Genomic DNA, 22,697 nt, shown 5'->3' with positions numbered 1-22,697 from the left:
CACCGCAGCATCGGTAGCGAGACACTCGACACTCTGGAATGGCGGTATCACGATGGCGAGGCGCTCCGCGCGATCGCGAACGATGTCGGTATGAGCCGTCACCGGCTGGCGTCACTGCTTCGGGGGCGAGGCGTCCGTATCCGCGGAGCGTCTCCTTCTTCCGCAGAAGTTCGAGAGATGGCCCGGCTCTACCGTGCCGGCGAGTCACTCAAACGCATTGGTGGGGGCTTGGGGTACTCAGCTGGCACGATTCGGAACCACTTGCTCACCGCCGACGTGACTCTGCGTAGCCCACAGGCCCGTGTTCGATAAAGGAGGCAACGAGTTGGGTGGTGGGTGCCTCAGGGTGACGCCCTACTTGGAGTCAGCGATCGGTACACGGGCCACAGCGACACTGAATCCCATGGTGACTAGTTGACGGCCTTGCTGCATCAGGTTCAGCTTGCTGAAGAACGGGAGCCAGTCGCGTCCCTCGCGAGTCGAGTTCGCGATTACTGCGTACGTGACGCGGTACCGTGATCTATCTACCGTCTCGTCGGCTCTCGGCACGAGCCGGAGCCATGTCTCGCGCGACTCCGCCGCGACCTCATCCTCAATCAGTTGGCGGACTTGGGTTCGGAACGCCCCGTCGTTGATGAAGGTGGAGGCGGAGACGCTTCCTTGCGCGAAGAGGTGGCTCAATGTTGCGGAGCGGGACTTACGCTTGACGTGGATCAGGTCACCCTGGTCGGAGAGGACGTCACAGAACTCTATGCCGCTGCTAGCACCGCCAGGCCGTTTGATGCGCGCATCCAATTTCAGCAGGTGCTGTGGGGAGGACTCCGCCAGGCGAGTGTTGTAGTCGGCTTCGATTTCACCAGAACGCGCCGACGGAAAGGTCACGTGCGTGTCTGGTAGGCCAGCAGCAAACGCGTCCACTTCCTCGACGAGCGTGGAGCTGACAGCGAACCAACGCCCTTCGATGAGGACATGAAGGCGACCATCGAGCCGCTGTTCAGTCACGATACACTGATAGAGGTTCCATCGCTTGTCGAAGTTCCCTGAGCGTCCGAACCGGACAGAGACAGACCTAGTCTTTAGGTGCTTCAGCGTGATTGTGGTGCGGTCTTCGCCAAGTCGGCTCAGGTAATCATCGAGGTCCAAGTCTTCGTAGACATGGCTGCGAGTTCCGGCGATCGTGAATCCGTCAATGTCCTCCCAGTCGATCGTCTCTGGCATGGCGAGGTGTGTCGACCCAGTTGACCCAGTCCGCAGTTGCGATACAAGAAGGTCGTTTAGTGCGTCGACAGTAGCGTCATCCCGCACGAGTGAGAGCTGGTCGATCCAGCCGAAGTCCGTCTTGTAGTCATCCGCGGCGAACGCAGCCAAAAGGTCGTCGCAGATGGCAGGAAGTTCCAACGATGGGGTCTTGACACCCATGACCAGTGAGTCCGCTCCAGCGATTCTCTTGGAGAATGTTTGGTCGCGGGGTTCGCCGGTTACCGCGCGCAGAATGTCTCGGGAGATGTCGACACCAAAGGTCGGCAGCTCAGCACTCTTGCTCACTTGAGTGTTGGTTGACACGACAAGATCCTCGAACGTCTTGGTGTCGAGGCTGCGGATCTGGCGAGGATCGATGCGGTTGAGCGCTACGCGTAGACCGAATTGGTACTCGATCTTCGAGAGGTCGACCAATGATCGCCCGTATCCGAAGGTGAGCGCGAAGATGCGGCCGCTCGTCCGGAGGAGCAGCAGGGCCGATGTGGAGACTGAGCGGATGCCACTGAGTTGGTCCGTCAGTAGAGGTTGCACGAACCCAACCCATGTCGGCACGGATGGCTGGGGCTTAACGTAGAAGAAGCGGCCGTCGATACCGGTGGATGGGTCGATCTCGACGGTCAGACTTGGCTTGTCCGGGTCGAGGGCGTCGTCGAAGTCGGCGATGCCCTCTCGCAGGAGGTAGAACGTGAGCCGTCTCGATTTCATGATGCTCCTGTCGGCGGTGACGGAGCTGCCTGCGGAGCCAGATCACCTATCGGACTCCGCGGACAGGCACGGCAATCATCCCTTTGAAGACCGCGGGTCGCTACCAGGGGCGATAGTGTCCTGCGCACGGATGGTTCCCTTCCTAGAACGTACCTGTAGCTCGCCACCCCCGTCATTGCCAAGGATGGTGCGCGCCCTACCGATGCCGGCGGCCTGCGTTGGCGTGACCGCACTGGCCCGCGAAGCGCCTGGCTTCCGGACCTCCCAGTCGCCGTCGTCGCGTTGTTGCACCACGCGTTTGTTGGGCTTTCCCATGATGCTCTTTCCCTTCTTCTACATGAACTCATGTGGGAGTGCCGAGTTCGGGTCATTCAGTCGATTCGGCAAGAGAGTCAATTTCGGCTGCGGATCGTCAATGCCTGCCAGGCGTCGTACGTGACGGGGGGTCATCTGGAGGTCAGCTGCGATCTTGGCGAGGCTGGTCCCAGAGCCATCAAGAAGGTCGATCGCTGACTTCAGCAACTCCGGACGCTCTCCGGGGAAATCGCCAATAGGCATGGGCCGTCGCGGAAGGCTGTTCAGCGTGATGTAGCCGCGGCGAACCGTGGACTCGGAGAGTAGATCAAGTTCACGGGATCGATAGAGCAGCGATGCCACCGAGACACCCCACCGCTGACTGATTTGTTCGTAGCGGTTGAAGTTGACCCGCCTCGGTAGCTCGTTGGCGATCACGTCGCGCGGGGTTAGGAACTCTGCGGCGAACATATCCGCTTGACGTTCCAACTGGCTGTCGGTCCCATGTCGGCCGTGATGTAGCACGATGTGCCCCAGTTCGTGCGCTGCGGAAAAGCGGTGCCGCATCACGTCGTTCGCCTTGTCAGGTGTGAGCACGATCATCGGGCGAGGGAGTGCCGTGGTCGAGAACGCGTCAATACGGCTCTTCTCGTCCAAGCTGTCGTCCTGCTTCATGGAGAAGAAGACCGTCAGGATTCCGTGCTGTTCGATCTGGTACACAAGGTGCCGGATGGGTTCGCTCCCCAAGGACCAGTGTCGCCGAACAGCTTGTGCCGCAGTCACGGGGTCCGGAACATCGGCTGAGTCAACGCTGGCCCACTCCGGAAGGTCGACTTCCGGAAACTCGACGCTCTCTTCGAGATAGCACGCCAGTTCCCAGGCTTGCTCGACGTAAGCAGTGGCCTGCTGTTGTTGAGCGACGCTGGTGGAGCGGAGACGCCGGAAGGAAGCCTCGGCGATGTCGACCTGGGCGCGAGGGCGCCCAAGGGCGAAGAATCCCGGCGGAACGCGAAGAGCGTCGGCCAGCGCGGCTACAGTTTCGGCGCGAGGGCGGACCTCCCCGCGTTCGTATTGTCCAATAGCGGCGGCGGAGACGCCGACTTTGCGGTGGAGCTCTGCCTTGGACATCTTGTTGATGCGTCGAGCTTGGGTGAGTCGGGCTGGGTCGAAAAGTCGTGCAACATCAGCCGCGTCTGCGGACTGACTACGGGGGTCGCCCATCGTTAACTGCCTTCCTTCTCGACCGGGCGAGGGCGAAGCTTCACGGTAGTGCGGGGGCGATCACCTTCCGCGAAGCTGCCAACAGGCGCGAGCACGGCTGCGGGCGTCTCACCCGCAGCAGGCACCTGATAAGTGAGGCGTTCGGGGTCGGTGAACCTCAGGTAGCGGCCGTTCAGCTGTGCCGGAGCGAAGTAGATCGTGCCGACGCCCTGGGGCGAGCTGCTGTAGTAGGGCACGAACAGTGTTGCGCGCGTGTCACCTTCACTGAGGGCGGCGAGCGCATCGCCGAGTCGGGCGGGCTGCTCGACACCGAGAGCCTCGTCAAGCTCGAACAGTCCGGCATCGACGTACTTGGTGTTGCTGGCCTGCGCCAAGAGTTCGCGACGCGACTCCGAGAGATAGTTGAGTCTGATGCGGCGGTGGTTTCGAGGCATCTGCTTACCCACCCGAAGTGGGAAGATCAGTGCATCGCCGAGGAAAGTCAGCGTGCGGCGACTCCTGGGTACCTGCACCTCGCGATAGGAGGGGAAGTTCGCGAGAAGAGTACAGAGTTCCTTCTGCACACCACGGGACATGCCGGCGCCGTAGACGTCTTGGTCGCCATCAGGGTCGTCGTACTCCGTGTGGGCTCGGGCGGAACGCTCCTGGCTCCTCTGGATCGCATGCGGAACTTCCCGGCGGATTGCAGATAGTTCCTCTCGTGTGAACTCGCCGCGCCAGTCCTGGCGTTCGTGCTGCCCGATCATGGGACTCCTCTCGGTGATGGCTCCAGACTACCCTACACTTCAGCTGCACTCACAAATCTGTCAATCTCGCGTGTGTCGTGGCCATGTGATCGCTCGTAAAAGCAGGAGCTTCGGACCTCCCGGGGTCAATTCGCTCCGCGTTCGTGTCGCCTCGGGTACCGCCAGTGAGCCCGACTCTGCGTTCTCGGGGTGCGGCTCGACTCCGTGGCCAGAACAGGTCACGTGACATGCCGCCCGGCCGGAGAAGCCGATCACATGGTCGGACCTACGGGCTTCCTCTCGACAGCCACGGATCTTGGAGCGGTGCTGGAGCTGCGCGGAGGCACGAGCGCCTGTGCTCGTTCCGCAGCGACCAGTGCCCGGGCGCGGTCGATCTTCTGCGCTGTGCTCTCTGGCTGGGCGCCGAGCGGGTCCGGGTCGGTGATCTGGTACCGGTCACGGTAGGCGGCCACAACCAGGGCGCGGCGTCGCCAGTGCTGCCGCTCCCGCCCATCGGCTGGGGTCGGGCCGAGTGCTGTGGTCCATGGCTCGTCGGTGTGGAGGGCGGTGTCGAGGACGGCTTCTGCTCGGGTTTCGATGAGGTGGCGGCGCTCGGTCAGGGCTTGCTGTATGTCGGGGGTCATGGGGCCGGTGGCTTCGGGAATCAGCCCGGCGATGAGACGCGGTGCCTGGCGGGTGCGGCCCGAGCCGGCGGGTCGTGCGGTGGCGTGAGCGAGGCGGTGGTGGATGACGGAGGCGATGTCGTCGGCGTCGGCGACCCCGCGCGCCTGGATGAGGCGTGGCAGGAGGGTGTCGACGTTGTGGTGGTTGGCTTTGGCCCGGCGCAGTTCCGCGGTCAGGGCGCCGAAGGCGTCGGAGTCGATGACTGCTTGCGCTTGCTCGGCGGTGAGTCCGGAGCTGCGGACCAGGGTGGTCCAGCGGTCGTGTTGGGCTGCGGCGGCGATGGTTTCGTATTCGGCGGCGAGTTGGGCGATCGAGCCCCACCGGTCCTGCTCGGCGGTGATGGTCTCGTGCGCCGACAGCTCAGCACCGCTGTGTTGCAGGACGCCGTAGAGGACTGTGCGGGCGGTGGCGTCGGGGTTGTCGCCCGGATGCGCGGTGGCGTGGTCGTCGGGTCGGTCGAGGATGACGTAGGCACGGTTCGACTCCCGCCCACGCGTCATCGCCACACACAAGTTCTCCCGCGTCGTGGTGGGTTCAACCAGCACATGCGCGGTGTCGGTAGTGAGGCCTTGGGCACGGTGGGCGGTGACGGCGTAGCCGAGGGCGACGTGCTCGGCCACGTAGTCGGAGGGCAGGACGATGCTGTTGCCAAACCGGGCACCGGGTCGGCGGATCGTGACCGACCCGTCATCGCGCACGGCGGTGATGGTCCAGGTTTGGCCGTTGCGGACCCAGCCGTGCCGGTTGCGCAGCCGCCGGTCGTTACGGCGGGTGATGATCGTGTCACCCACGCCCGCTGCCGATCCGTTGGACAGGGTGATTTCGGGGCCGGGCTTCAGCGTGCCGTCGAGGATGAGGTCGGCGCGGGCGCGAACGTTGAGGGCGGTGACGTTCTCGCGGGTTTCGGCGATCAGCACCGACACCAACCCCGCCTGCCGGTCACGGCGCCAGGCGGTGTAGGCGGCATCGGCCATGGCGTCGGCGTCACCATCGTGGATGCGGTCGTGGTCGAGGTAGGTGTCGATGGCCGGGGTGCGGCCGTGCCGCAGCTCCAGGGACGCGGTCTTCTCCCAAGCGTGAGTGAAGCGGTGAACATCGACCAGCTCGGGAGCATCGTCACGGTCGTGGATCAACAAACTGAACGCACCGCCAGCATCGACGGACTGGAGCTGGGCATAGTCACCGACCAGCAGTACCTTCGCCCCTGCCTCCTCAGCTGCCTGCGTGATCCGGTCCAAGGAGAGGGTGCCGGCGAGGGAGGCTTCGTCGATGATGGCCAGCTGACCGGCCTGGAACGTGGCGCCGGTGTGTTGGTGGGCAGTCCACCACTTCGCCGTGTTCTCCGTGGCGATCCCCAGATCGTCGGCCAGCACCTGCGCCGCCACCGCGGATGGGGCCAGTCCTACTACCGAACCGGCACCATGCTCTCCTTCCCATGCCCGGCGCAGCGCATTCATCGCGGTCGTCTTCCCGGCCCCCGCCGGCCCCACCAACACATCCACCACCCGGCCCGAGACCGTGAATCGCTCCGGGTTTGATAGAGGCAGTGATCCTTTCCAATCATCACTGCCTCTATCAAACCCGGAGCGATTCAGCCCTCGTAGACGAAGCCACCTGGCAGCGGGTCCAGGCCGTCCTCAGCCAGCACCGCAACGGGGAGCGCCAACGCCTCCACAACCACCACCTCAAAACCACCATCCGCTGCGGGCAATGCGGTGGACGCCTCATCGTCCACATGGCCAAATCCCGCTCCGGACAGGTCTATCCCTACTTCGTCTGCTCCCACCGCCAGCGCCACCGCGACCAATGCCAGTTCAAAGCCGTCCTCATCGACGAAGTCGAAGCCCGCGTCACTGACATCTACCGCCGCATCACCATTACCCCCGAGGAGAGGCGAACCATCGAAGAACACCTCCACTACGAACTCGACCGCCTCCACACCGCCGCCCACCAGCATACCAAGGACATCACCCGCCAGCAGGGCACACTCAAAGCCCAGCAAACCAAACTCCTTCAAGCCCACTACGCCGGGGCCATCCCCCTCGACCTGCTCAAAGCCGAACAGACCCGCATCACCCGCGAACTCGCCGCCATCACCGAAGAACTCCACTTTCTCACCTCCAGCCACCACGCCGTCAAGCACCACCTCACCCAAGCCCTCGACCTCCTCCAGGACTGCCACCGCCTTTACACCCGCGCCCCTGCGCCCCTCAAGAAACTCCTCAACACCATCTTCTTCGACCACATCACCGTCAACCCCCAGGACGACGACGCCCCACAACCCCACCGCACAGCCATCCCGCACCCCGCACCGCCCTTCAACCACCTCACCAACCCCGCACTCATCCACGCCACCACAACCACCGTGCCTGCCTCCACACACGCAAAAACTCCCCCGGCGAACACCGAGGGAGCCCAGAACCCTATTCACTTCGACCCAGTTTCGTGTAAGACCCTGGTGGTGGCCCTCGGTGAGCTTGACACGAAAGAAGTCGAGCCACTCATAGACCTCCTGCGGACTGCCAAGCGCGAGGGCTGGCCGGGACGGGAACAGGGAGACTCTGTCCCACCTGAGGCCACGCCAGCCATAGCTCGCCAACAGAACTACCGACAGCTTACCGCTGAAGAGAAGGCGGACATCGCGCAACTCTGTAACGAGGGTGTGCCCGTCAACAACATCGCCAAGGCGCACCGGGTAACCAGGGTCACTGTCCACCGCCTGTCACGCGCGGCGGGCGTAAGGCCTCGGCAGCGTGGTCTAAGTCCCGAGCAGGGCCTTGAAGCGGCTCGTCGCTATCGCGCAGGAGACTCACTAGCCACCATAGCCGGTCACTTCAACGTGCACGCAACAACGATTCGTACGTGTCTTCTTGCTCAAGACGTGCCCCTACGACCCCGACCGGGGATGTCTTGATGTACATCTCTGCCACTGCAAGGGCACCCGCACCTGTCTTTCACCTCCCCCAGGCAAGTTGGGTGTCGGTTGGATCGCAAGCGGGGCAGATCGCAGCGCTTCACGACCTCCAGGTTTCCGATGAGTTGGCCAGCATCATTCCAGACAGTACGGATTGGTTCCTCGAGCGCTGGAAGTACTGACTCATCCCATCAGTTCCTCCACCTTCACGCCCATTCGTTCGGCGATGCGTTCCAGGCTGCGTAGGGTGAGGTTGCGTTCTCCTCGTTCCAGTCCGCCCATGTAGGTACGGTGCACACCGATGTGCTCAGCGAAGGCTTCTTGAGACAGTCCTTTCTCCAGTCGGTAGGCACGGATGTTCCTACCCACCTTCTTCTGGAGATTCCCTTCTGCCACAAAGTCATAGCGTCATCGCTTGCTACTTGAAGGTCTACAGACTGATGAGTAGCATCGGGTTGAATACGCCAGAAAGTGGTATTGCATCAACCCTAAGTAAGGTGGTGGCGTTAGCGTGTCTTTGAGCATTGTTGCCCTAGCTGAAGCGCACGTACCAGATATCCTCGATGCCTGCCGAGACTGGCAAGAGCTAGCTCAGTACGGCCCACCATATTGGCGACCACGTAGTAGCGCTCAACTACATCGCAAGATTGCTGCTACAGCAGGTCCACAATTGGCCTCAGAGTATGACTTCGTAATCATCAACAACGACCACTTGATTGGCGAGTGCTCAATTCATACCATCGACTGGCGAAACCGACATGGCGAAGTGGGTATCTGCATCTGGAATCCTTCAGATCGAAACAAAGGCTATGGAAGTTCCGCTGTAAAACATGTCATCCAGTGGGCACAAGAAGACTTGGATCTACATCGGCTTGAAGCCTGGATCCTTGAAGGCAACACCGCTTCAGAGACATTATTCGCTCGACTAGGATTTACTTGCGAAGGCAAACTTAGAAACCGCTACTTCCATAACAGCATCCATAAAGACGTCAATATTTACGGACTCTTACTAACCGATACATAAGATTTCTGACATCCTATCACTTCACTGGCGATAGATTAGACAACCAATCTATACAATTTCATAATATTTCGATATAATCGAAGTGTATGAAACATAAGCATAAACCAAGAAAGTCTCTAGAATTTAAGCTGCGCAAACTTAAGGCGGCATTAGTTGCAGTATCGCTCACTTTGGCAGGAATTCTTCTAATGATGCTCAACGGATGGATCGCAGAGTTTAATCTCGGCAGCTGGGAGTGGCTGCATATTCTGCCAGTTGGTGAGCTGGGCGGAACACTCTTTGGCGCAGGGCTACTCAGTACACTCTTCGAATACTCATTCCGCAAGGATCAAGAAGAGGCAACCGTCGAGCAGTTCCGCGAGATAATCAAAGAGCAGGCTCCAAGTATGCGCGATGCCGTCATCGAAGGTTTTGCCATCCACCCTGAAGACCTCAAGCGCGTCGCCAACCCAGACCTGCTCGACAACATCGCCTCCAATGTCATGTCTCTACGCTTGGGCGATGAACAGTTCGCTCGCGAGATCTACACAGACATTCGCGACCAGGCAATTCGGGCTGTTGAGCGGTGGCACGATGTCGATGTTCGAATCCGACTCTCTAGTGCACTAGAGAGGAGTACCTTTGGTACTCCTCTATTCGACGTTACTGTTGAATGGGAATACACCACTATTCCATCCGGCACAGTTCGCCGCTTCGCGTGCGTGTCCGATCGCGACGAATACCGCGAACTATTACTTGAGCTACCGACCACTTCGCCATGGCTCATACAAAAGCGACCAGGAGTCAACGCCGGTGACAGGGAGTCCTACGAACTCCTAGAGCTCACCGTTGACGGTCGCCCACAATCCATCCGTCGCACCACACGCAAGACAGGACAGACTTATACGGTTCAGCTCGACGGAGATGCCACCAGTGGCAAGCCGGTTCGAATCCGGCAGGTGTTCCGCACAGTCACGCCCACCTGGGGACATCGCCTCTTCTTCGAGCTACCGCAACCCGCTCGCAACATGTCGCTGTATCTGGACTACACCAACACCAGCATCGCAGACATCCGTGTTAGCGACACCATCGCCACCTCTCGGTCGCCACAAGTGATTCGCCCGCCTGAGGGCACTCCTGGTAGAGAGATCGCTGTGAACGCACCAGGTTGGCTCATGCCAAAGTCCGGTTTTGCGATCACCTGGACGCTAGAAACAGAACTGCCTCGCGACCAGCGCGGTCACGAGGCAGCCTGAATCAGCAAAGCATCATCACTCTCCGCCGCCCATGACACCCTCCTTCCGTTGAGATACCAACGATGCTACTCATCAGTCTGTAGACCTTCAAGTAGCAAGCGATGACGCTATGACTTTGTGGCAGAAGGGAATCTCCAGAAGAAGGTGGGTAGGAACATCCGTGCCTACCGACTGGAGAAAGGACTGTCTCAAGAAGCCTTCGCTGAGCACATCGGTGTGCACCGTACCTACATGGGCGGACTGGAACGAGGAGAACGCAACCTCACCCTACGCAGCCTGGAACGCATCGCCGAACGAATGGGCGTGAAGGTGGAGGAACTGATGGGGTGAGCTCAAATTAAGACCTGTCTATCTCTTTTAATAAATCCATATGCCGATATTTATGCAACCCACCTTCGACCCAAGAGACGACTCAAGCAGCAACACTTTACGAGGCCACGTTAGGGCGAATCTTATAACACATTCGTTGAAATATGACCAATACAAAAGTCTGGAAGGCGATAATAAGAACCTGGATCAGATCTGCAACCGAAACAAATTTGCCGTAAAACGCCTTGCCGCCCGACAGAAAGTCAAAAGAATTTAGGAAAGGAAACAAGATAGCGAGCCCAATAACCCAGGCTAAAAGCCTAAAGTGCGGCCTTGTCCAGACATCGTATAGAAAAGATCGATCTTGCGACTGTTGAAATAAAGGTAATCGCGTCAGATAATAGGCAAATAGCAGGCCAAAAGGAATGCTGGACATAACCGTCTTAACAATTTCCTTGCTATTCGCAAAAGTCGCGATATCGCATGACGAAACGAAGATTCCCTCACAATGCTCCCAGTAGGACTGTTTAAATAGCAACAGCCAGCTGACCGTCGCAAGCAAACTCAAGAGAACGGTCGTACGACCAGGCTTATACAGAAAACCTCGTCTAGGCCTAAATTCGATGAGCCATACTAGCGTTGGAGACGAAATTTCCCTCCGGAGATGTAGCCAATTTCCGTCCGCAAATGGTTCAACGGCTTGCGCTTCCAATTCATTTGAATCTGAACCCACCACCATTTCGTAACAATGTCCCCGAACAAGGCGCACATCGCGTGGCGCAACAACTTTGTTAGTATTCGCCGAGAACGATGAGATCATTCCCCACATATTTGAGCCGTATCGCCGAAATCCTGGATCTTTTGGAGCGAACAGCGTCTTCCTTTCCGATATCTTTAATATCGAAATGTCCGACTCGCAACCACTATGCCGACACGCACGCACACGGAAGATCAGTGGCTCATTCATCCTAATCTTTGCAAGGAGCTCTCTAGAAATTAAATCTCGTTCAATCTCTTGCCATTTCCGATTGCACTGGACATGCAACGACGATGCCTGTCCACCCGACCGTACTTCTGTCGGATCTGCTATAATTTTCGAAAGGTGCTCTCTTAAGCAATCACACACTTTCGGCAACTGGGCTACTAGACCCAACTTATGACAGACGGCCCAGAACTTCCATTCCATATAGTCCCGACGAAAGGCAAGTGGCATAAGCTGCATCGAATCGCCTGAGTTTGTCTGACAATCTAGCTCAAGAAAAGACTCACGTTTACGCCATCCTACAGGCAGATAGTAATAGTCATCCACCGGTGAAACATAGTCTTGATCTACATCAATCGTCAAATGTTCAATGTAGGTATCAAGACCCTCACTGAGATCGATGGTACTAATCGTCCGAGGCTGCCAGATCTCGGGAGACTCTTCCAAGTCTTGAATCTTGGCGAATAGATCAGGTCGAGCACCCTTCTGCTCCAGATTCTTTCTCGACAATTTTCAACCTTTCAATAGCCGAGTCAAAAGGGCTTACTCTAGTGATTGTCGTCACCTCCGGCGCTGTCATTTTTCGGCGCAACAATCGTAACCGCAAAGATCTGTCTTTAACAGAAGCTAATAGGTCGCTCTCGTCAACATCGTCCTTCAATTGGATCGGGTCACCAGGCCGCCAAGATCGTGCCGGACGTCGAATTCGGCTCGATAAATCCGCATTCTTATCAACAAAGTTAACTATTGTCATAAAAACTTCCTCAAGCGATCGAGCCCCCATCTCTCGCTGACACCTTAAACAAAGTATCTCATCTTTGCGAGAGTTTTCGTCCTTAAATTCTGATGGAATACAATGTTCACTACTCACGTAATATTTACTTTAACAAAGCGCAAAGCTAAAGTAAATACCATCAGAACCGCTCACTGCCCCCTCTTTTCTCGTGATCGATTCGTAGTATGACAGGCTGACGAAGTCTTTGGGACCACCCATCACACTCTCTTGCAGTTGTTAAGAAGCTGCAGGCAGTGCTGAAGCCTCTTTGAACAGAGAGTATGACACAGTTTTTTGACAAGACTAAAGACCTAAAGTAATTACAATGGTGCAGTTTGTGTGAGATTGGTCACAATAGTTGCATGTTCGCCATTACTTCATCTCTCTACAACGACCCAGCAGTGCTGATCTCCATCATCACCATCGTCCTGTGTACAGTCGTCTCCACTCGCAGTTCAGGTGGCAGGACTGCCTCTTGGGTCCAGATGACAGTACGACTGGGTGCTGATCGCCCTTGAACAGCCACTGTGATGAGGCGACCTGGGCCCGTACGCTTAAGGTGCTCGTTGGGGAGGGCGATTCGGTAACGCTGGTTGCGGTAGGTGGGATTTTCAGCGCTGCGACTTGCCTGCTGGTTGAGGTCAATGTGGAGTTCGCTTGCGTTGTCCTCGTCTTGCCAGGCCCAGATAGTGATGTCTGGCGCTGCGGTCGGAAGGTCAGTGAAGTCCATTTGGTCGATGACCAGCTGAACTCCTGTCTCCAGATCGCCTTCGAGATTGAGAGTTAACAACTCCTTGCCGAGGCGACCGCGCAGGTTCGCGATGGCAACTAGGCTCTCAGCTATTCGCTGCAGGCCTTTGTCAGACCAGCGGCGTATCGTGCGCTGGTCTTGGTAGTCGAAGCGTTCGGCTGACATAGTCAGGCGGTCGAGGACTGTTTCTGCCGGGCTGGTTATCGACAGAGCAGCTGCTGCTTCATATTTGTCGCCATGAGTGAAGCGTTCAAGCTCGCGGCGGAAGACCATAAAGGCTTCGATCAGGTCGCCCTCTCCACAGATGTCGACCAGCAAGGGGCTCTCGGCCAGTTTGGTGATGCTTAGCTGGCCATGGTTCTTGCGGAGAGCTACCAGTTCAGCGTGGATTCGCCCTACAACTGCCGGGTCAACCGTGGGCACGGAGGGCTCACTCGCAGCGAAAGGGATGGTCTCCATACCCTTCATTGTCCCACCACACCCACACACGACCAGGTTGTCACAAAGCTGTCACGACAGGACAGACTCGTCCAGATTTCACTTGGTGTCACGAGGTCCGAAGCGTTCGGCCTCTCAACTGAGAATGGAGATGTCATCATGTCGAATCAGATCGTGACTCAAGTTCCGGAGACCTACTCGACGGGAGTGATGCCTTTCGGTGGGCCGTCGTCGCGTGCGGTGGCTCGTCAGAGCCGGCGGGAGGTGGATGTGGTGTTGGGTCGCGCTGAAGTGGCTCACACCGTGGATCAGGCGAGGGCGGTGTTGACGTCGTCGGCCTTGAGCAATACTGCGGCCCTGGTGAGCTTGGCTGAGCAATGCTACGAGGCTGCTCCAGCGGGCGCACCGTACTACGAAGCTATCGTTAAAGCGTATGGCTTCGGCGCTGCCCGAGCGATCGCATCCTTCTGATCTCCTCATTTGTGAAGAAGCATCCTGATGGATACGTTAACTATCTTGGTCGTCGCATTGCTGTCGATAATCAGACTCGGCTACTTGGTTTGGCGTTGGTGGCGAGGGACTAACAGCGACTCAACTCTTTATCTAAACCTAGATACCGGCGACACTGCATTACCCTCCGAATCACTTCAGGACAGGATGAGGCAAGAGAAGGCGGACGTCCACCGCCGTGCAAGCCAATTGCGCTTCTATCAGGAAATGATGGCTTTCCAGGCAACTCGACAGATGCGAGAAGTGGCACGCCGTTACTCCGATGATCAGGCCACTTAATTGAACCTGCAGTACTCAATTATGAGCCTTGTTGCACTTTCTACAACAGCGGCTTTCTGCGCCTCTGTCACCATGCCTCACCCCGCCTACCGCGCTTGCTACATCTGACTTTTCACCTTGTCACCTTAGTCTTGTCGCTGGTCATTGAGGGTTTGAAGGGTCTTGTATTCCCGAGCCACATGGTTCGTAATACAGGCAGGATCCCTGGCCAGCAGTGTCACTCGTGCGGCTCTCGGCTATGGCTCTGTATATCACCTAATTCATGAAAGTGAGGTTAACTATGCCCAAATCCACCCCTACCACATTCACGACTATCCTGGCGGATCCGCCGTGGCCCGCCCAGAGCGGGGAACGCCACTACCAGACGATGGATATCGAGCAGATCAAAGCCCTGCCAGTCAGCGATCTGGCTGCTCAGAATGCTCATCTGTGGTTGTGGACTACCAATGGGCTCCTGCGGGAGGGGTATGAAGTGGCCGAATCCTGGGGTTTCACTGTACGTAGCCCGTTGACCTGGGTGAAGTTCCGCCTTGGTCTATCCAGTCAGTATCAGTTGCGTAATGCCACTGAACAATTGCTGTTCTGTACGCGCGGCAAAGCACCGGTGAACTTCCGCTCCCAGCCAACATGGTTGCAAGCCCCAGTGCAGGAGCATTCTCGAAAACCTGCCGAGCAGTTCGCCATCATCGAGCGGATCAGTTCCGGCCCATACCTGGAGCTGTTCGCCCGTCGCCGCCCCGAATCGCGGGCCGACTGGTCGGTGTGGGGGATGGAAGTCGATTCCGACATCACTATCCCCGGTTACCCAGTTCCTTCCGACCATTCCCGGCCTGTTTCTTCGCGTCCGAGTGGAAGTGGAGGCGCATCATGACCCGCACGTATGGAGATGATTATGACCAATGGGAGCTCCGGCCCACTTTCGAACCTACTGCGCGTCACACTCGTCGTCCTTTTGATCGTCGTATGCGTGCACGCGACCTTGAAGCTCTTGATCCAGATGTGGCAGCCCCTGGCAATTCTCGCCGCCGCGATCGGCGTCGTCACCGCTCTCGTGTGGATGCTGCTGGCGTGGTGGCATCACAAGAACGACTGGTAGCTCGAAACCGAGGAGGTGCGCATGGCTAGGCAGGGCCGCAGGAGGGAAGTCGATCTGGGCACTTCACGCTCCTCGCGGATTCGGGCAGTGCCCACCTGGCGTACCCCCACACCCCATGAGGACCTTGCCAAAGCATTGGCTGCCTACATCCTGTGGCGGCTCGACCACCCCGGCACCACTGCGGCAACCAGCCACGCAGACACCGCGGACAGCACGGACAAGGAGATAACGTCATGAGTACGCAGTCCTCATGGAGCTGGCGGATCATCCACTGGCCACGCCCCCTGAGATGGGACATCGCCTGGGATATGGTCCACCGCCTGGTAGCTGACCCATCACTGGGAACAGTTATCTTCGAAACTCGGGCCACCCACTCACGCATCCAGTACCGGATCGGCGCGGACCCTGCCCGTATCGAGACAGTGGCGCGCCTGGTAGCGGACCTCGTGCCCGGCGTACAACTGACTACCCCAACCGCGGTGCGAACCCCGGTGCAGGTAGCAGCCCGTTTGTCCGTGTCTCAACCATCCATGGCGCTCGACACCAGCCGCGTTGAGGCTCTGACCAGAGCCGTCCTGGCGGCAATGTCGGGCTTGGATGGCAACGAACGCCTCGTTATCCACATCATGATCGGCAGGCGACTGGCGCCCGCCGTAACCGACCAACCCACTAGAGACCGCCAATCGTGGTGGAGTCTGCTCAACGTTGGCGTCCAACAAGCGAGCCACACCGAAACTGCCCGAGTGGCCGAGCGCCGCCGCCGGCACGGCGCACTGGTCGCCATTCGCTTGGGAGCAACCGCAAGCACCTACGCCAAAGCCAACAGCCTCATTGAACGTCTGTTTGGCGGACTACGGGTCGCTGAATCCGTCGGTGTGCGCCTGCGCCTGACTCGCGAAAAACCCCAAGGTCTGTGCGAGGCACGCCGCCCGTGGCGCTACCCCCTTCACTTGAATGCCAGCGAAATCGCCTGCATGTGCGCCTGGCCCATTGGGGAAGGTGAACTACCCGGTCTACCGCCTATGTCTCCGCGCATTCTGCCACCACCCTCCTGGCTCGCCACTTCTAGACACCTCATCAAAGGACGTTCCTTCGCCACTACCACTGCGCCCGGTGAAAGCATCCCTATCGGAATCGGAAACAGTGACTCGCTACTGCACACCGTGCTACTTGGGCCGACGGGATCTGGCAAGTCCACCGCCATGTTGCACCTCATACTGGGCGACATCCACGCAGGTCGAGCCGTAGTGGTCATCGATCCGAAGAACGACCTCGTAACCGACATCCTTGAACGCATCCCCGTCCATCGCCTCGATGATGTGGTTGTCCTTGACCCCACCGATCCCACACCCATCGGCTTGAACCCGCTCAGCTGTAACTCCAGTTCGCCCGAACTGACGGTCGACACCCTCCTAGCCAGCTTTAAGGCCTTGTTTGCGGACTCGTGGGGCGTACGCACCGAGGAGATCCTCACCGCCACGCTACTCACTCTTGCCAGGGCAGGCGGAAAAGCTGCCACTCTCGTAGCAATCCCCAGCCTACTGACCGACCCCGCGTTCAGGCACAGCATCACTCGCGCTGTCCACGATCCACTCGGAGTCTCCGCGTTCTGGGCAAAATATGAAACCAAAAGTCCCGAACAGCAATCCACGGAAATTGCGCCCGTCCTCAACAAGCTCCAACAATTCGTGATCCGCCCCCAAATGCGCGCCATCCTCGGGCAAACCGAAACCAAGTTCAATCTTGCCGACGTCTTCACAAAGAAGAAGATCCTTCTAGTTTCGCTCAACAAAGGCATTATCGGTACAGAATCGGCCCGGCTGCTCGGCTCGCTTCTTATCGGCCAGCTCTGGCCACTCATCCTGGGTCGTGCGAAACTGCCGCCCCAGCGCCGCCACCTGACCAGCATCTATGTCGACGAGGTCCACGACTTCATCCATGGCATACCTGGCGATCTGGCCGACGCCTTGGCGCAGTCCCGTTCTCTTGGTGTCGCCTGGCACATGGCCCACCAGTACCGTGCTCAGCTCACCCCCACCATGCGCGCCGCTATCGACGCCAACGCCCGCAACAAGATTTGCTTCGGGCTATCCGCCTCCGACGCACGAGACATGGCTGCCAGCGCTCCAAACCTGGAAGCTCTCGACTTCATCCGCCTGCCGCGTTTCGCCATCTACTCCACTACTTGGATAACGGGCAGGGAAACCGGCTGGATATCCGGAGCGACCAAACCTCCGCCACCACCAGTGCGCAACGCCATCGAACCACGGGCACTATCCGCCCAAACCTACGGCACACCAGCCGCCACCACCGAAGCCCAGCTCGCTGCCATCACTGGACACGGCCACCCAAAACACACGGCCCGACCCGCCGGGCAGTTCGGTCGAAAACCAGCCACTACAGCCAATACCAATCATGACGAACCGGGAGACGAGCCGCAGTAATGAACACCATCAACCAATCCGCGCCACACGGCCACCAACACCACAACAAGGGAGGTGACTGTCTGCCTATTCATGCAGACATCCCCCCGCCGTCCAGGCTCTCGCGTCGCCATCTCCAACACCTGACCGATCAACTCGACCAGCGCGCATGGCACACTCTGTCATTCCTGGCCGAACACCGCTTCGCTACCACCAGCCAACTCGCCCGACATCACCAAGACCGCCATGCCACCGCTGCTTCGGCGTTGCGGCAAACCTCCCGCCTCATGCGCCACCTTGCTGACCAGCGCTTGACCGCGCACCTCGAGCGGCGCATCGGTGGACAAAAGGCTGGCTCAACCGGACTCATCTGGTATCTGACCGAAGCCGGATACCGCATCCTCGCAATCCGAGCGGGTAACACCACCAATCGCCGCCATCGTCAGATGGAGCCATCCCCCACATTCATGGCCCACACCCTGGCCATCACCGAAGCAAGAGTCCAAGCCGAAGAAGCAGCCCGTACATCTGCGATGCACCTAATCTACATCGAGACTGAACCCCTCAGCTGGCGACGCCACCTCGGGGCACATGGTCAGATCGAATGGGTCAAACCCGACCTCGCCCTGACCACCACGCTCGACGGGTACGAGGATCACTGGTGGCTGGAGATCGACCAAGGAACAGAACATCCCAAACGCCTCCTCACCAAAGCCCACGCCTACCTGCGCCACTACGAAGACGGCAGCGAACAAGTTACGCGCGGCGTCCACCCTGCCATCGTGTGGGTCACCGCCACCATCAGCAGGGCCCACCAAATCCACGACCTGATCGCCAGGCGCCCCGAACTGCCCGACGGTATGTTCACCACCTGCCACATCGACCATCTCGGCGCTGTCCTCACCTACGACCAGCATGTTGCTGTGGAAAACCACTGGACTATTCAAGCCAAATGAGCGTCAATAGAAACAGGACATAGTCACCAAATTGCTGCTGACCAGCAAAAACGACACATAACACCTGGAAAGGAGATGACCATGACCCCACACCAACCAGAAGCCCTCGCATACACCTACGGCGAACACCACGAGCAGGACATCCGCCTCATACGGGACTACTGCCGAATGGCCAGCATCAGCCTGCTCGCATGCTTTCACGACCCCTGCAATGAAACAGACGGCCTCCTACAGCTGCAGGCAGCTATGGGGCCGGGTATCTCCAACATCTTCACTACCAACTGGCCACCACAACACCTCACCGAGGGCCAAACCAGCAACCTCGAAAAGACTCTCACTGCCCACGGAGCTACCATCGTCCACCTCCGCCGCGGAGAGGCAGCCACCAGCAAAGGAACGCACTCATGAGCCCTACCAACCTCGACCCGTTCGACGCCATGAGCCAAGCCCTGATCCCTAAGCGGGCAATTTCCTACATTCGCGTATCCACCCGCGAGCAAGCAGCACGAGCGGGAGCAGCCGAAGGATTCTCAATCCCCGCACAACGTGAAGCCAACAAAAGGAAGGCAGCCACTCTAGGAGCGCTCATTGTCAAAGAGTTCGTCGACCGCGGTGAATCCGCCCGCAGCGCCAACCGTCCTCAACTCCAAAAGATGCTCACCTATATCCAAGAAACAGGCGACATCGACTACTGCATCGTTCACAAGCTCGACCGTCTGGCTCGTAATCGCGCCGATGACGTTGACATCAATCGAGTGCTTGACCAAGCCGGAGTACGTCTCATCTCCACCACCGAGAATATCGACCAGACACCCGGCGGCATCCTTCTACACGGCATCATGAGCTCCATCGCCGAGTTCTACAGCCGCAACCTCGCTAATGAAGTTGTCAAAGGACTCACCCAAAAAGCCAAGAGCGGCGGAACGATCTCTCGCGCACCGCTGGGCTATCTCAACAAGCAAGGCCACGACGAACAAGGCAGAGAAGACCGCTGGGTAGAAGTCGACCCCGAACGCGGCCCTCTCATGGCATTGGCCTTTACCGAATATGCAACTGGCCAGTGGACACTATCCACCCTCACCGATCACCTCACAGCGCGCGGCCTGACCACACTCGCTACCCCCAGCAGACCCTCACACCCTCTCGACCACAACAAACTGCTGGACCTGCTGCGCAATCCCTACTACCGGGGTGTCGTCACCTACCAAGGCGTTGAATACCCCGGCAAGCATCAAGCCCTCGTCGACGATGCCACCTGGCACCAAGTGCAAACCGTGCTCAACCAGCACCGCTACGGCGAACGTCAACGCGTTCACAACCACCACCTGAAAACCACTGTCCGCTGCGGCCAGTGCGGTGGGCGCCTCATCATCCACAAATGCAAATCCCGCTCCGGACAGATCTACCCCTATTTCGTGTGTTCACACCGTCAGCGTCATCGCGATGCATGCTCATTCAAAGCTGTACTCATCGATGAGGTTGACGCCCGCGTCACTGAAATCTACGAGCGCATCCACATCAGCGCACAAGACAGACGAACCATCGAGAGATACCTGACCGAAGAGCTCCACCGCATCTACGCCCACCAGCACGACCACGCCAAGGACCTACACGACCAGCAGACCAAGCTGCAAGCCGAACAAACCAAACTCCTGCACGCCCACTACGCCGACGCCATCCCCCTCGATCTTCTCAAGGCGGAGCAGGCAAGAATCGCCAGGCAACTGGCCGTCATCGACAAAGATCTACGCTCCCTGACTGCCGATCAGGACAAAGTGAAAGAACACCTATCTCAGGCTCTCGACCTCCTCGAAGATTGCCACCACCTCTACACCCACGCCCCCGATAACCTCAAGAAACTCCTCAACATGGTCTTCTTTGACCACATTGATATCCACCCAGCAGACGACGAAACCTCCGAACCCCACCGATCCGCCACACCACACCCTGCAGCACCATTCGACCAGCTTGCCAGTCCCGAGCTCTTAGCTTCTGCCAACATGGCTACGATTCGCCAAACGAAAACTCCCTCGGCATACGCCGAGGGAGCAACCCAAGACAATCTCTTCGACACAGGTTCGTGTAAGAGCCTGATGGTGGAGCTAAGGGGATTCGAACCCCTGACCTTCTCATTGCGAACGAGACGCGCTACCAACTGCGCCATAGCCCCAAGTACTCGTCCAGCATAACACCACCCTCACGGCTTCGGTGAAATCGAAAAACCGCGAACTGAGTCACGCTCGCGAAGCGGAATTGGGATAAGAGCGGCGAGCATTCATCTCGAGGGGTGGCGGGCATTGAGTCAAGGGGCCGCTCGCGAGAGTCACACGACCTACACGGATCACGCCGATACGCTCCGAGCACAGTGGGGCTCTTCGGGTACTCATTCAGTAAGAACCGCGAGGGCGCAGGCATGCTGCAAACACAAATGGAGACCCCACGAAGGAACGGGGCAGTTTGCAGCGGCTCAACCACGTTCAATGCCGAACGAGAGCAGCCCACCAAAGGGGCAGGGACGCTTGTGCGCGCCCCCGCCCCTTGCGGTGAAGAATCAGGAGTTCACAGCATCTCTCGGCTCAGAACATCCGATCATTCGTAGTCTCCCGTCGGCCCTCATGCAGCCCCTCGACTCGGAACGTCCGTTGATTCGCAGCCGTCCGCTGGCTCTCACGAAAACCCCTGCTCGCGCAGCTTAGCGACCCAATCGACGCTCAGTGTCGAACGGGCGCCACTCAATACCGAACGAGAGTTCCCTCAAAAGAACGAGGCCGCTTCTGAGCGGCCCACCGTCCTTCATGGCAAAGCTTCAGCGACTCACAGCAGCCTGTCAGCTCGCGCAGTCCCCCGACTCATTGCGCCCTGCGCGAGTCGAGGACGGAGTCCAAGTCGAGCGCGACCGCTTGATCCGCGACGACATCCTCCGTCGAAAGCGCGTTCGCCCCGGAGACGCTCGCCTGCAAAGGACGAGCTGGGACGCGAGCGTCAACCTTCGGGATGCCCCGAAGATCCGTGTCGGCGTGAACTGCGCGCCCCACGACTCGGCCGCGCATCGCATATGAGGGAGCTGGGATGGATTTCACCGACCACATGCACCGTTCCACCGAAGCCGTCGCGGGAATCGGATCAGGGTCGCTTCCCTGCTCTTTCGCCTCGGCTTCGCGCTCTCCAGCCTCATCCTTGCTCACTTCAGCCGAAGCTTCGACGACCTCATCGGCACGGGTTTCTCGAGAGGTTGCGACCACAGCGATTGTCTCTGTTGGCCGCTCAATGACTTCGTTCGCGCGGGCCTCAACAGCTGCGCGAAGGAGTGCGAGTGCGGCAGAATCGCTCGGCGGTTCAGTCTCCGCTACATCCTCATCCTCGTTTTCACTTCCCTGAGCGGAGGACTTCTTCACGCGCCGCTGCGGGGCCTGGGACCGCAGCTCGTTGAGGAGTTCAAGCTCAGCAGCGCCAATCTTCTCTGAATGGATCGCAGCGATTCGCGAAGCGACAAGGGAGGCTGTGAGCATCGATGCTGGAATCAATGTCCACGCCCAGGAGATTGAAGCCGCAACGACCGCCCCAGCGACGATGAGGGTGAGGAGCGCAACAATCGCAGATACGAGGAGGCGACGCTGACCGGCAGCGGCCTCGGCTGCGAGTCGCGCGGCCCGACGAGCACGCAGCCTGGCGATTTCTTTCACCGCCGCACTGCCACGACGATCAACGCGAGTCGCGGAGTTCTTCGCGGAAGGCTGAGCCATGACGCCTCCATTCGTTTCGGGGAGAGTCCGTTTTCGTGCGAGAAGAGGTCCGGTGGATTTCCCGCACGCTTCGACTTCCCGAGGGTCGTTCGTCAGGAGTCTGAGATGCTCGGAGAATCGGTCGTTCTCACGGTTCTGAGTGATCGCGGTACGACGGGCAACGAGCAGAGGAATCAAACCGAGCAGCGCGAATACCGCTGCAACGATGATGACTCCACCTAACTCCACAGGGCCACGCTATGCGTTTTCTGTCCCCAGGAGGCGGTGGCACGCTCGCGTGTTGGCTGTCCCCATTCGCGCCACATTCACAATTGTCACACCAGCAACACAAGCCACATTTTGGCTCTCTCGTGGGACAGCTCGCAGCATGTAC

At 58.7% G+C, this 22,697-nt stretch carries 20 protein-coding genes, 1 tRNA gene and 1 pseudogene; 12 read left to right on the top strand and 10 right to left on the bottom strand.

Translation table 11 applies throughout. The features are described 5' to 3' along the window. Positions 1 to 354: 354 nt before the first annotated feature. The 5 genes from FFA61_RS01370 to FFA61_RS01350 form a co-directional block, all read right to left on the bottom strand. Complete coding sequence (locus tag FFA61_RS01370; RefSeq protein WP_005962273.1) at positions 355 to 1,965, bottom strand: DUF6119 family protein; 1,611 nt, start codon at positions 1,963 to 1,965, stop codon at positions 355 to 357. Positions 1,966 to 2,040: 75 nt separating this feature from the next. Continuing rightward, a complete protein-coding gene (locus FFA61_RS01365; protein ID WP_005962274.1) occupies positions 2,041 to 2,280 on the bottom strand; it encodes a DUF2188 domain-containing protein in 240 nt (79 codons plus the stop codon). An 18-nt stretch (positions 2,281 to 2,298) separates the two neighbouring features. Continuing rightward, positions 2,299 to 3,387, bottom strand: a complete 1,089-nt coding sequence (locus FFA61_RS01360) for an XRE family transcriptional regulator (RefSeq protein WP_165544455.1) — start codon at positions 3,385 to 3,387, stop codon at positions 2,299 to 2,301. A gap of 95 nt (positions 3,388 to 3,482) precedes the next feature. Further along, complete coding sequence (locus FFA61_RS01355) at positions 3,483 to 4,226, bottom strand: hypothetical protein (protein ID WP_005962276.1); 744 nt, start codon at positions 4,224 to 4,226, stop codon at positions 3,483 to 3,485. Between the two features lie 251 nt (positions 4,227 to 4,477). After that, complete coding sequence (locus FFA61_RS01350) at positions 4,478 to 6,379, bottom strand: AAA family ATPase (protein WP_242600890.1); 1,902 nt, start codon at positions 6,377 to 6,379, stop codon at positions 4,478 to 4,480. A 245-nt stretch (positions 6,380 to 6,624) separates the two neighbouring features. On the opposite strand from FFA61_RS01350, the gene FFA61_RS09570 reads away from it, so the two are divergent. Further along, positions 6,625 to 7,803 (top strand): hypothetical protein, encoded by a 1,179-nt coding sequence (locus tag FFA61_RS09570; RefSeq protein ID WP_423213312.1) that lies wholly within the window; start codon positions 6,625 to 6,627, stop codon positions 7,801 to 7,803. 183 nt (positions 7,804 to 7,986) lie between these two features. Here FFA61_RS09570 and FFA61_RS01340 read toward each other — a convergent pair whose 3' ends face one another. After that, positions 7,987 to 8,172: a helix-turn-helix domain-containing protein gene (locus FFA61_RS01340; protein WP_244920179.1), complete on the bottom strand. Its 186-nt coding sequence runs from the start codon at positions 8,170 to 8,172 to the stop codon at positions 7,987 to 7,989. 142 nt (positions 8,173 to 8,314) lie between these two features. Here FFA61_RS01340 and FFA61_RS01335 point away from each other — a divergent pair, with 142 nt between their 5' ends. From FFA61_RS01335 to FFA61_RS01325, 3 genes are all read left to right on the top strand, one after another. Then, positions 8,315 to 8,827 (top strand): GNAT family N-acetyltransferase, encoded by a 513-nt coding sequence (locus tag FFA61_RS01335; protein ID WP_083879447.1) that lies wholly within the window; start codon positions 8,315 to 8,317, stop codon positions 8,825 to 8,827. A gap of 86 nt (positions 8,828 to 8,913) precedes the next feature. Next, a complete protein-coding gene (locus FFA61_RS01330; protein ID WP_051057799.1) occupies positions 8,914 to 10,062 on the top strand; it encodes a hypothetical protein in 1,149 nt (382 codons plus the stop codon). Positions 10,063 to 10,206: 144 nt separating this feature from the next. After that, on the top strand, positions 10,207 to 10,392 hold the full coding sequence (locus FFA61_RS01325; RefSeq protein ID WP_244920179.1) for a helix-turn-helix domain-containing protein: 186 nt from the start codon (positions 10,207 to 10,209) through the stop codon (positions 10,390 to 10,392). Between the two features lie 97 nt (positions 10,393 to 10,489). On the opposite strand, the gene FFA61_RS01320 is transcribed toward FFA61_RS01325, so the two are convergent. Then, positions 10,490 to 11,800 carry a hypothetical protein gene (locus FFA61_RS01320; protein WP_131247170.1) on the bottom strand — a complete coding sequence of 437 codons (1,311 nt, stop codon included), beginning with the start codon at positions 11,798 to 11,800 and terminating at the stop codon, positions 10,490 to 10,492. A 713-nt stretch (positions 11,801 to 12,513) separates the two neighbouring features. Next, a complete protein-coding gene (locus tag FFA61_RS01315; RefSeq protein WP_040313540.1) occupies positions 12,514 to 13,338 on the bottom strand; it encodes a hypothetical protein in 825 nt (274 codons plus the stop codon). 138 nt (positions 13,339 to 13,476) lie between these two features. On the opposite strand from FFA61_RS01315, the gene FFA61_RS01310 reads away from it, so the two are divergent. The 8 genes and pseudogenes from FFA61_RS01310 to FFA61_RS01275 all read left to right on the top strand — a co-directional run. Further along, complete coding sequence (locus FFA61_RS01310; RefSeq protein ID WP_005962284.1) at positions 13,477 to 13,788, top strand: hypothetical protein; 312 nt, start codon at positions 13,477 to 13,479, stop codon at positions 13,786 to 13,788. A 580-nt stretch (positions 13,789 to 14,368) separates the two neighbouring features. After that, positions 14,369 to 14,977: an MT-A70 family methyltransferase gene (locus tag FFA61_RS01305; protein ID WP_005962286.1), complete on the top strand. Its 609-nt coding sequence runs from the start codon at positions 14,369 to 14,371 to the stop codon at positions 14,975 to 14,977. Between the two features lie 21 nt (positions 14,978 to 14,998). Further along, a complete protein-coding gene (locus FFA61_RS01300) occupies positions 14,999 to 15,202 on the top strand; it encodes a hypothetical protein (RefSeq protein WP_040313541.1) in 204 nt (67 codons plus the stop codon). 21 nt (positions 15,203 to 15,223) lie between these two features. Beyond that, positions 15,224 to 15,439 (top strand): hypothetical protein, encoded by a 216-nt coding sequence (locus tag FFA61_RS01295; RefSeq protein WP_005962288.1) that lies wholly within the window; start codon positions 15,224 to 15,226, stop codon positions 15,437 to 15,439. Continuing rightward, positions 15,436 to 17,646, top strand: coding sequence for a type IV secretory system conjugative DNA transfer family protein (locus FFA61_RS01290; protein ID WP_005962289.1), 2,211 nt, complete (start codon positions 15,436 to 15,438; stop codon positions 17,644 to 17,646). The genes FFA61_RS01295 and FFA61_RS01290 overlap by 4 nt, the downstream gene beginning before the upstream one ends. Beyond that, on the top strand, positions 17,646 to 18,581 hold the full coding sequence (locus FFA61_RS01285) for a replication-relaxation family protein (protein ID WP_005962290.1): 936 nt from the start codon (positions 17,646 to 17,648) through the stop codon (positions 18,579 to 18,581). The genes FFA61_RS01290 and FFA61_RS01285 overlap by 1 nt, the downstream gene beginning before the upstream one ends. 81 nt (positions 18,582 to 18,662) lie before the next feature. Beyond that, positions 18,663 to 18,989 carry a hypothetical protein gene (locus tag FFA61_RS01280; protein ID WP_040313542.1) on the top strand — a complete coding sequence of 109 codons (327 nt, stop codon included), beginning with the start codon at positions 18,663 to 18,665 and terminating at the stop codon, positions 18,987 to 18,989. Next, positions 18,986 to 20,020: pseudogene (locus FFA61_RS01275) on the top strand (recombinase family protein); the annotation flags it as partial. The gene FFA61_RS01280 and the pseudogene FFA61_RS01275, both read left to right, overlap by 4 nt. Positions 20,021 to 20,675: 655 nt before the next feature. Here FFA61_RS01275 and FFA61_RS01270 read toward each other — a convergent pair. Continuing rightward, a tRNA-Ala gene (locus tag FFA61_RS01270) sits at positions 20,676 to 20,751 on the bottom strand. A gap of 679 nt (positions 20,752 to 21,430) precedes the next feature. Beyond that, entirely contained in the window at positions 21,431 to 22,552 is a 1,122-nt protein-coding gene (locus FFA61_RS01265) for a hypothetical protein (protein WP_005962293.1), read from the bottom strand. Between the last annotated feature and the right edge of the window lie 145 nt (positions 22,553 to 22,697).

Source organism: Schaalia cardiffensis F0333 (assembly GCF_005886435.1).
GTDB lineage: Bacteria > Actinomycetota > Actinomycetes > Actinomycetales > Actinomycetaceae > Pauljensenia > Pauljensenia cardiffensis.
This window is presented reverse-complemented; position numbering and strand designations above follow the sequence as displayed.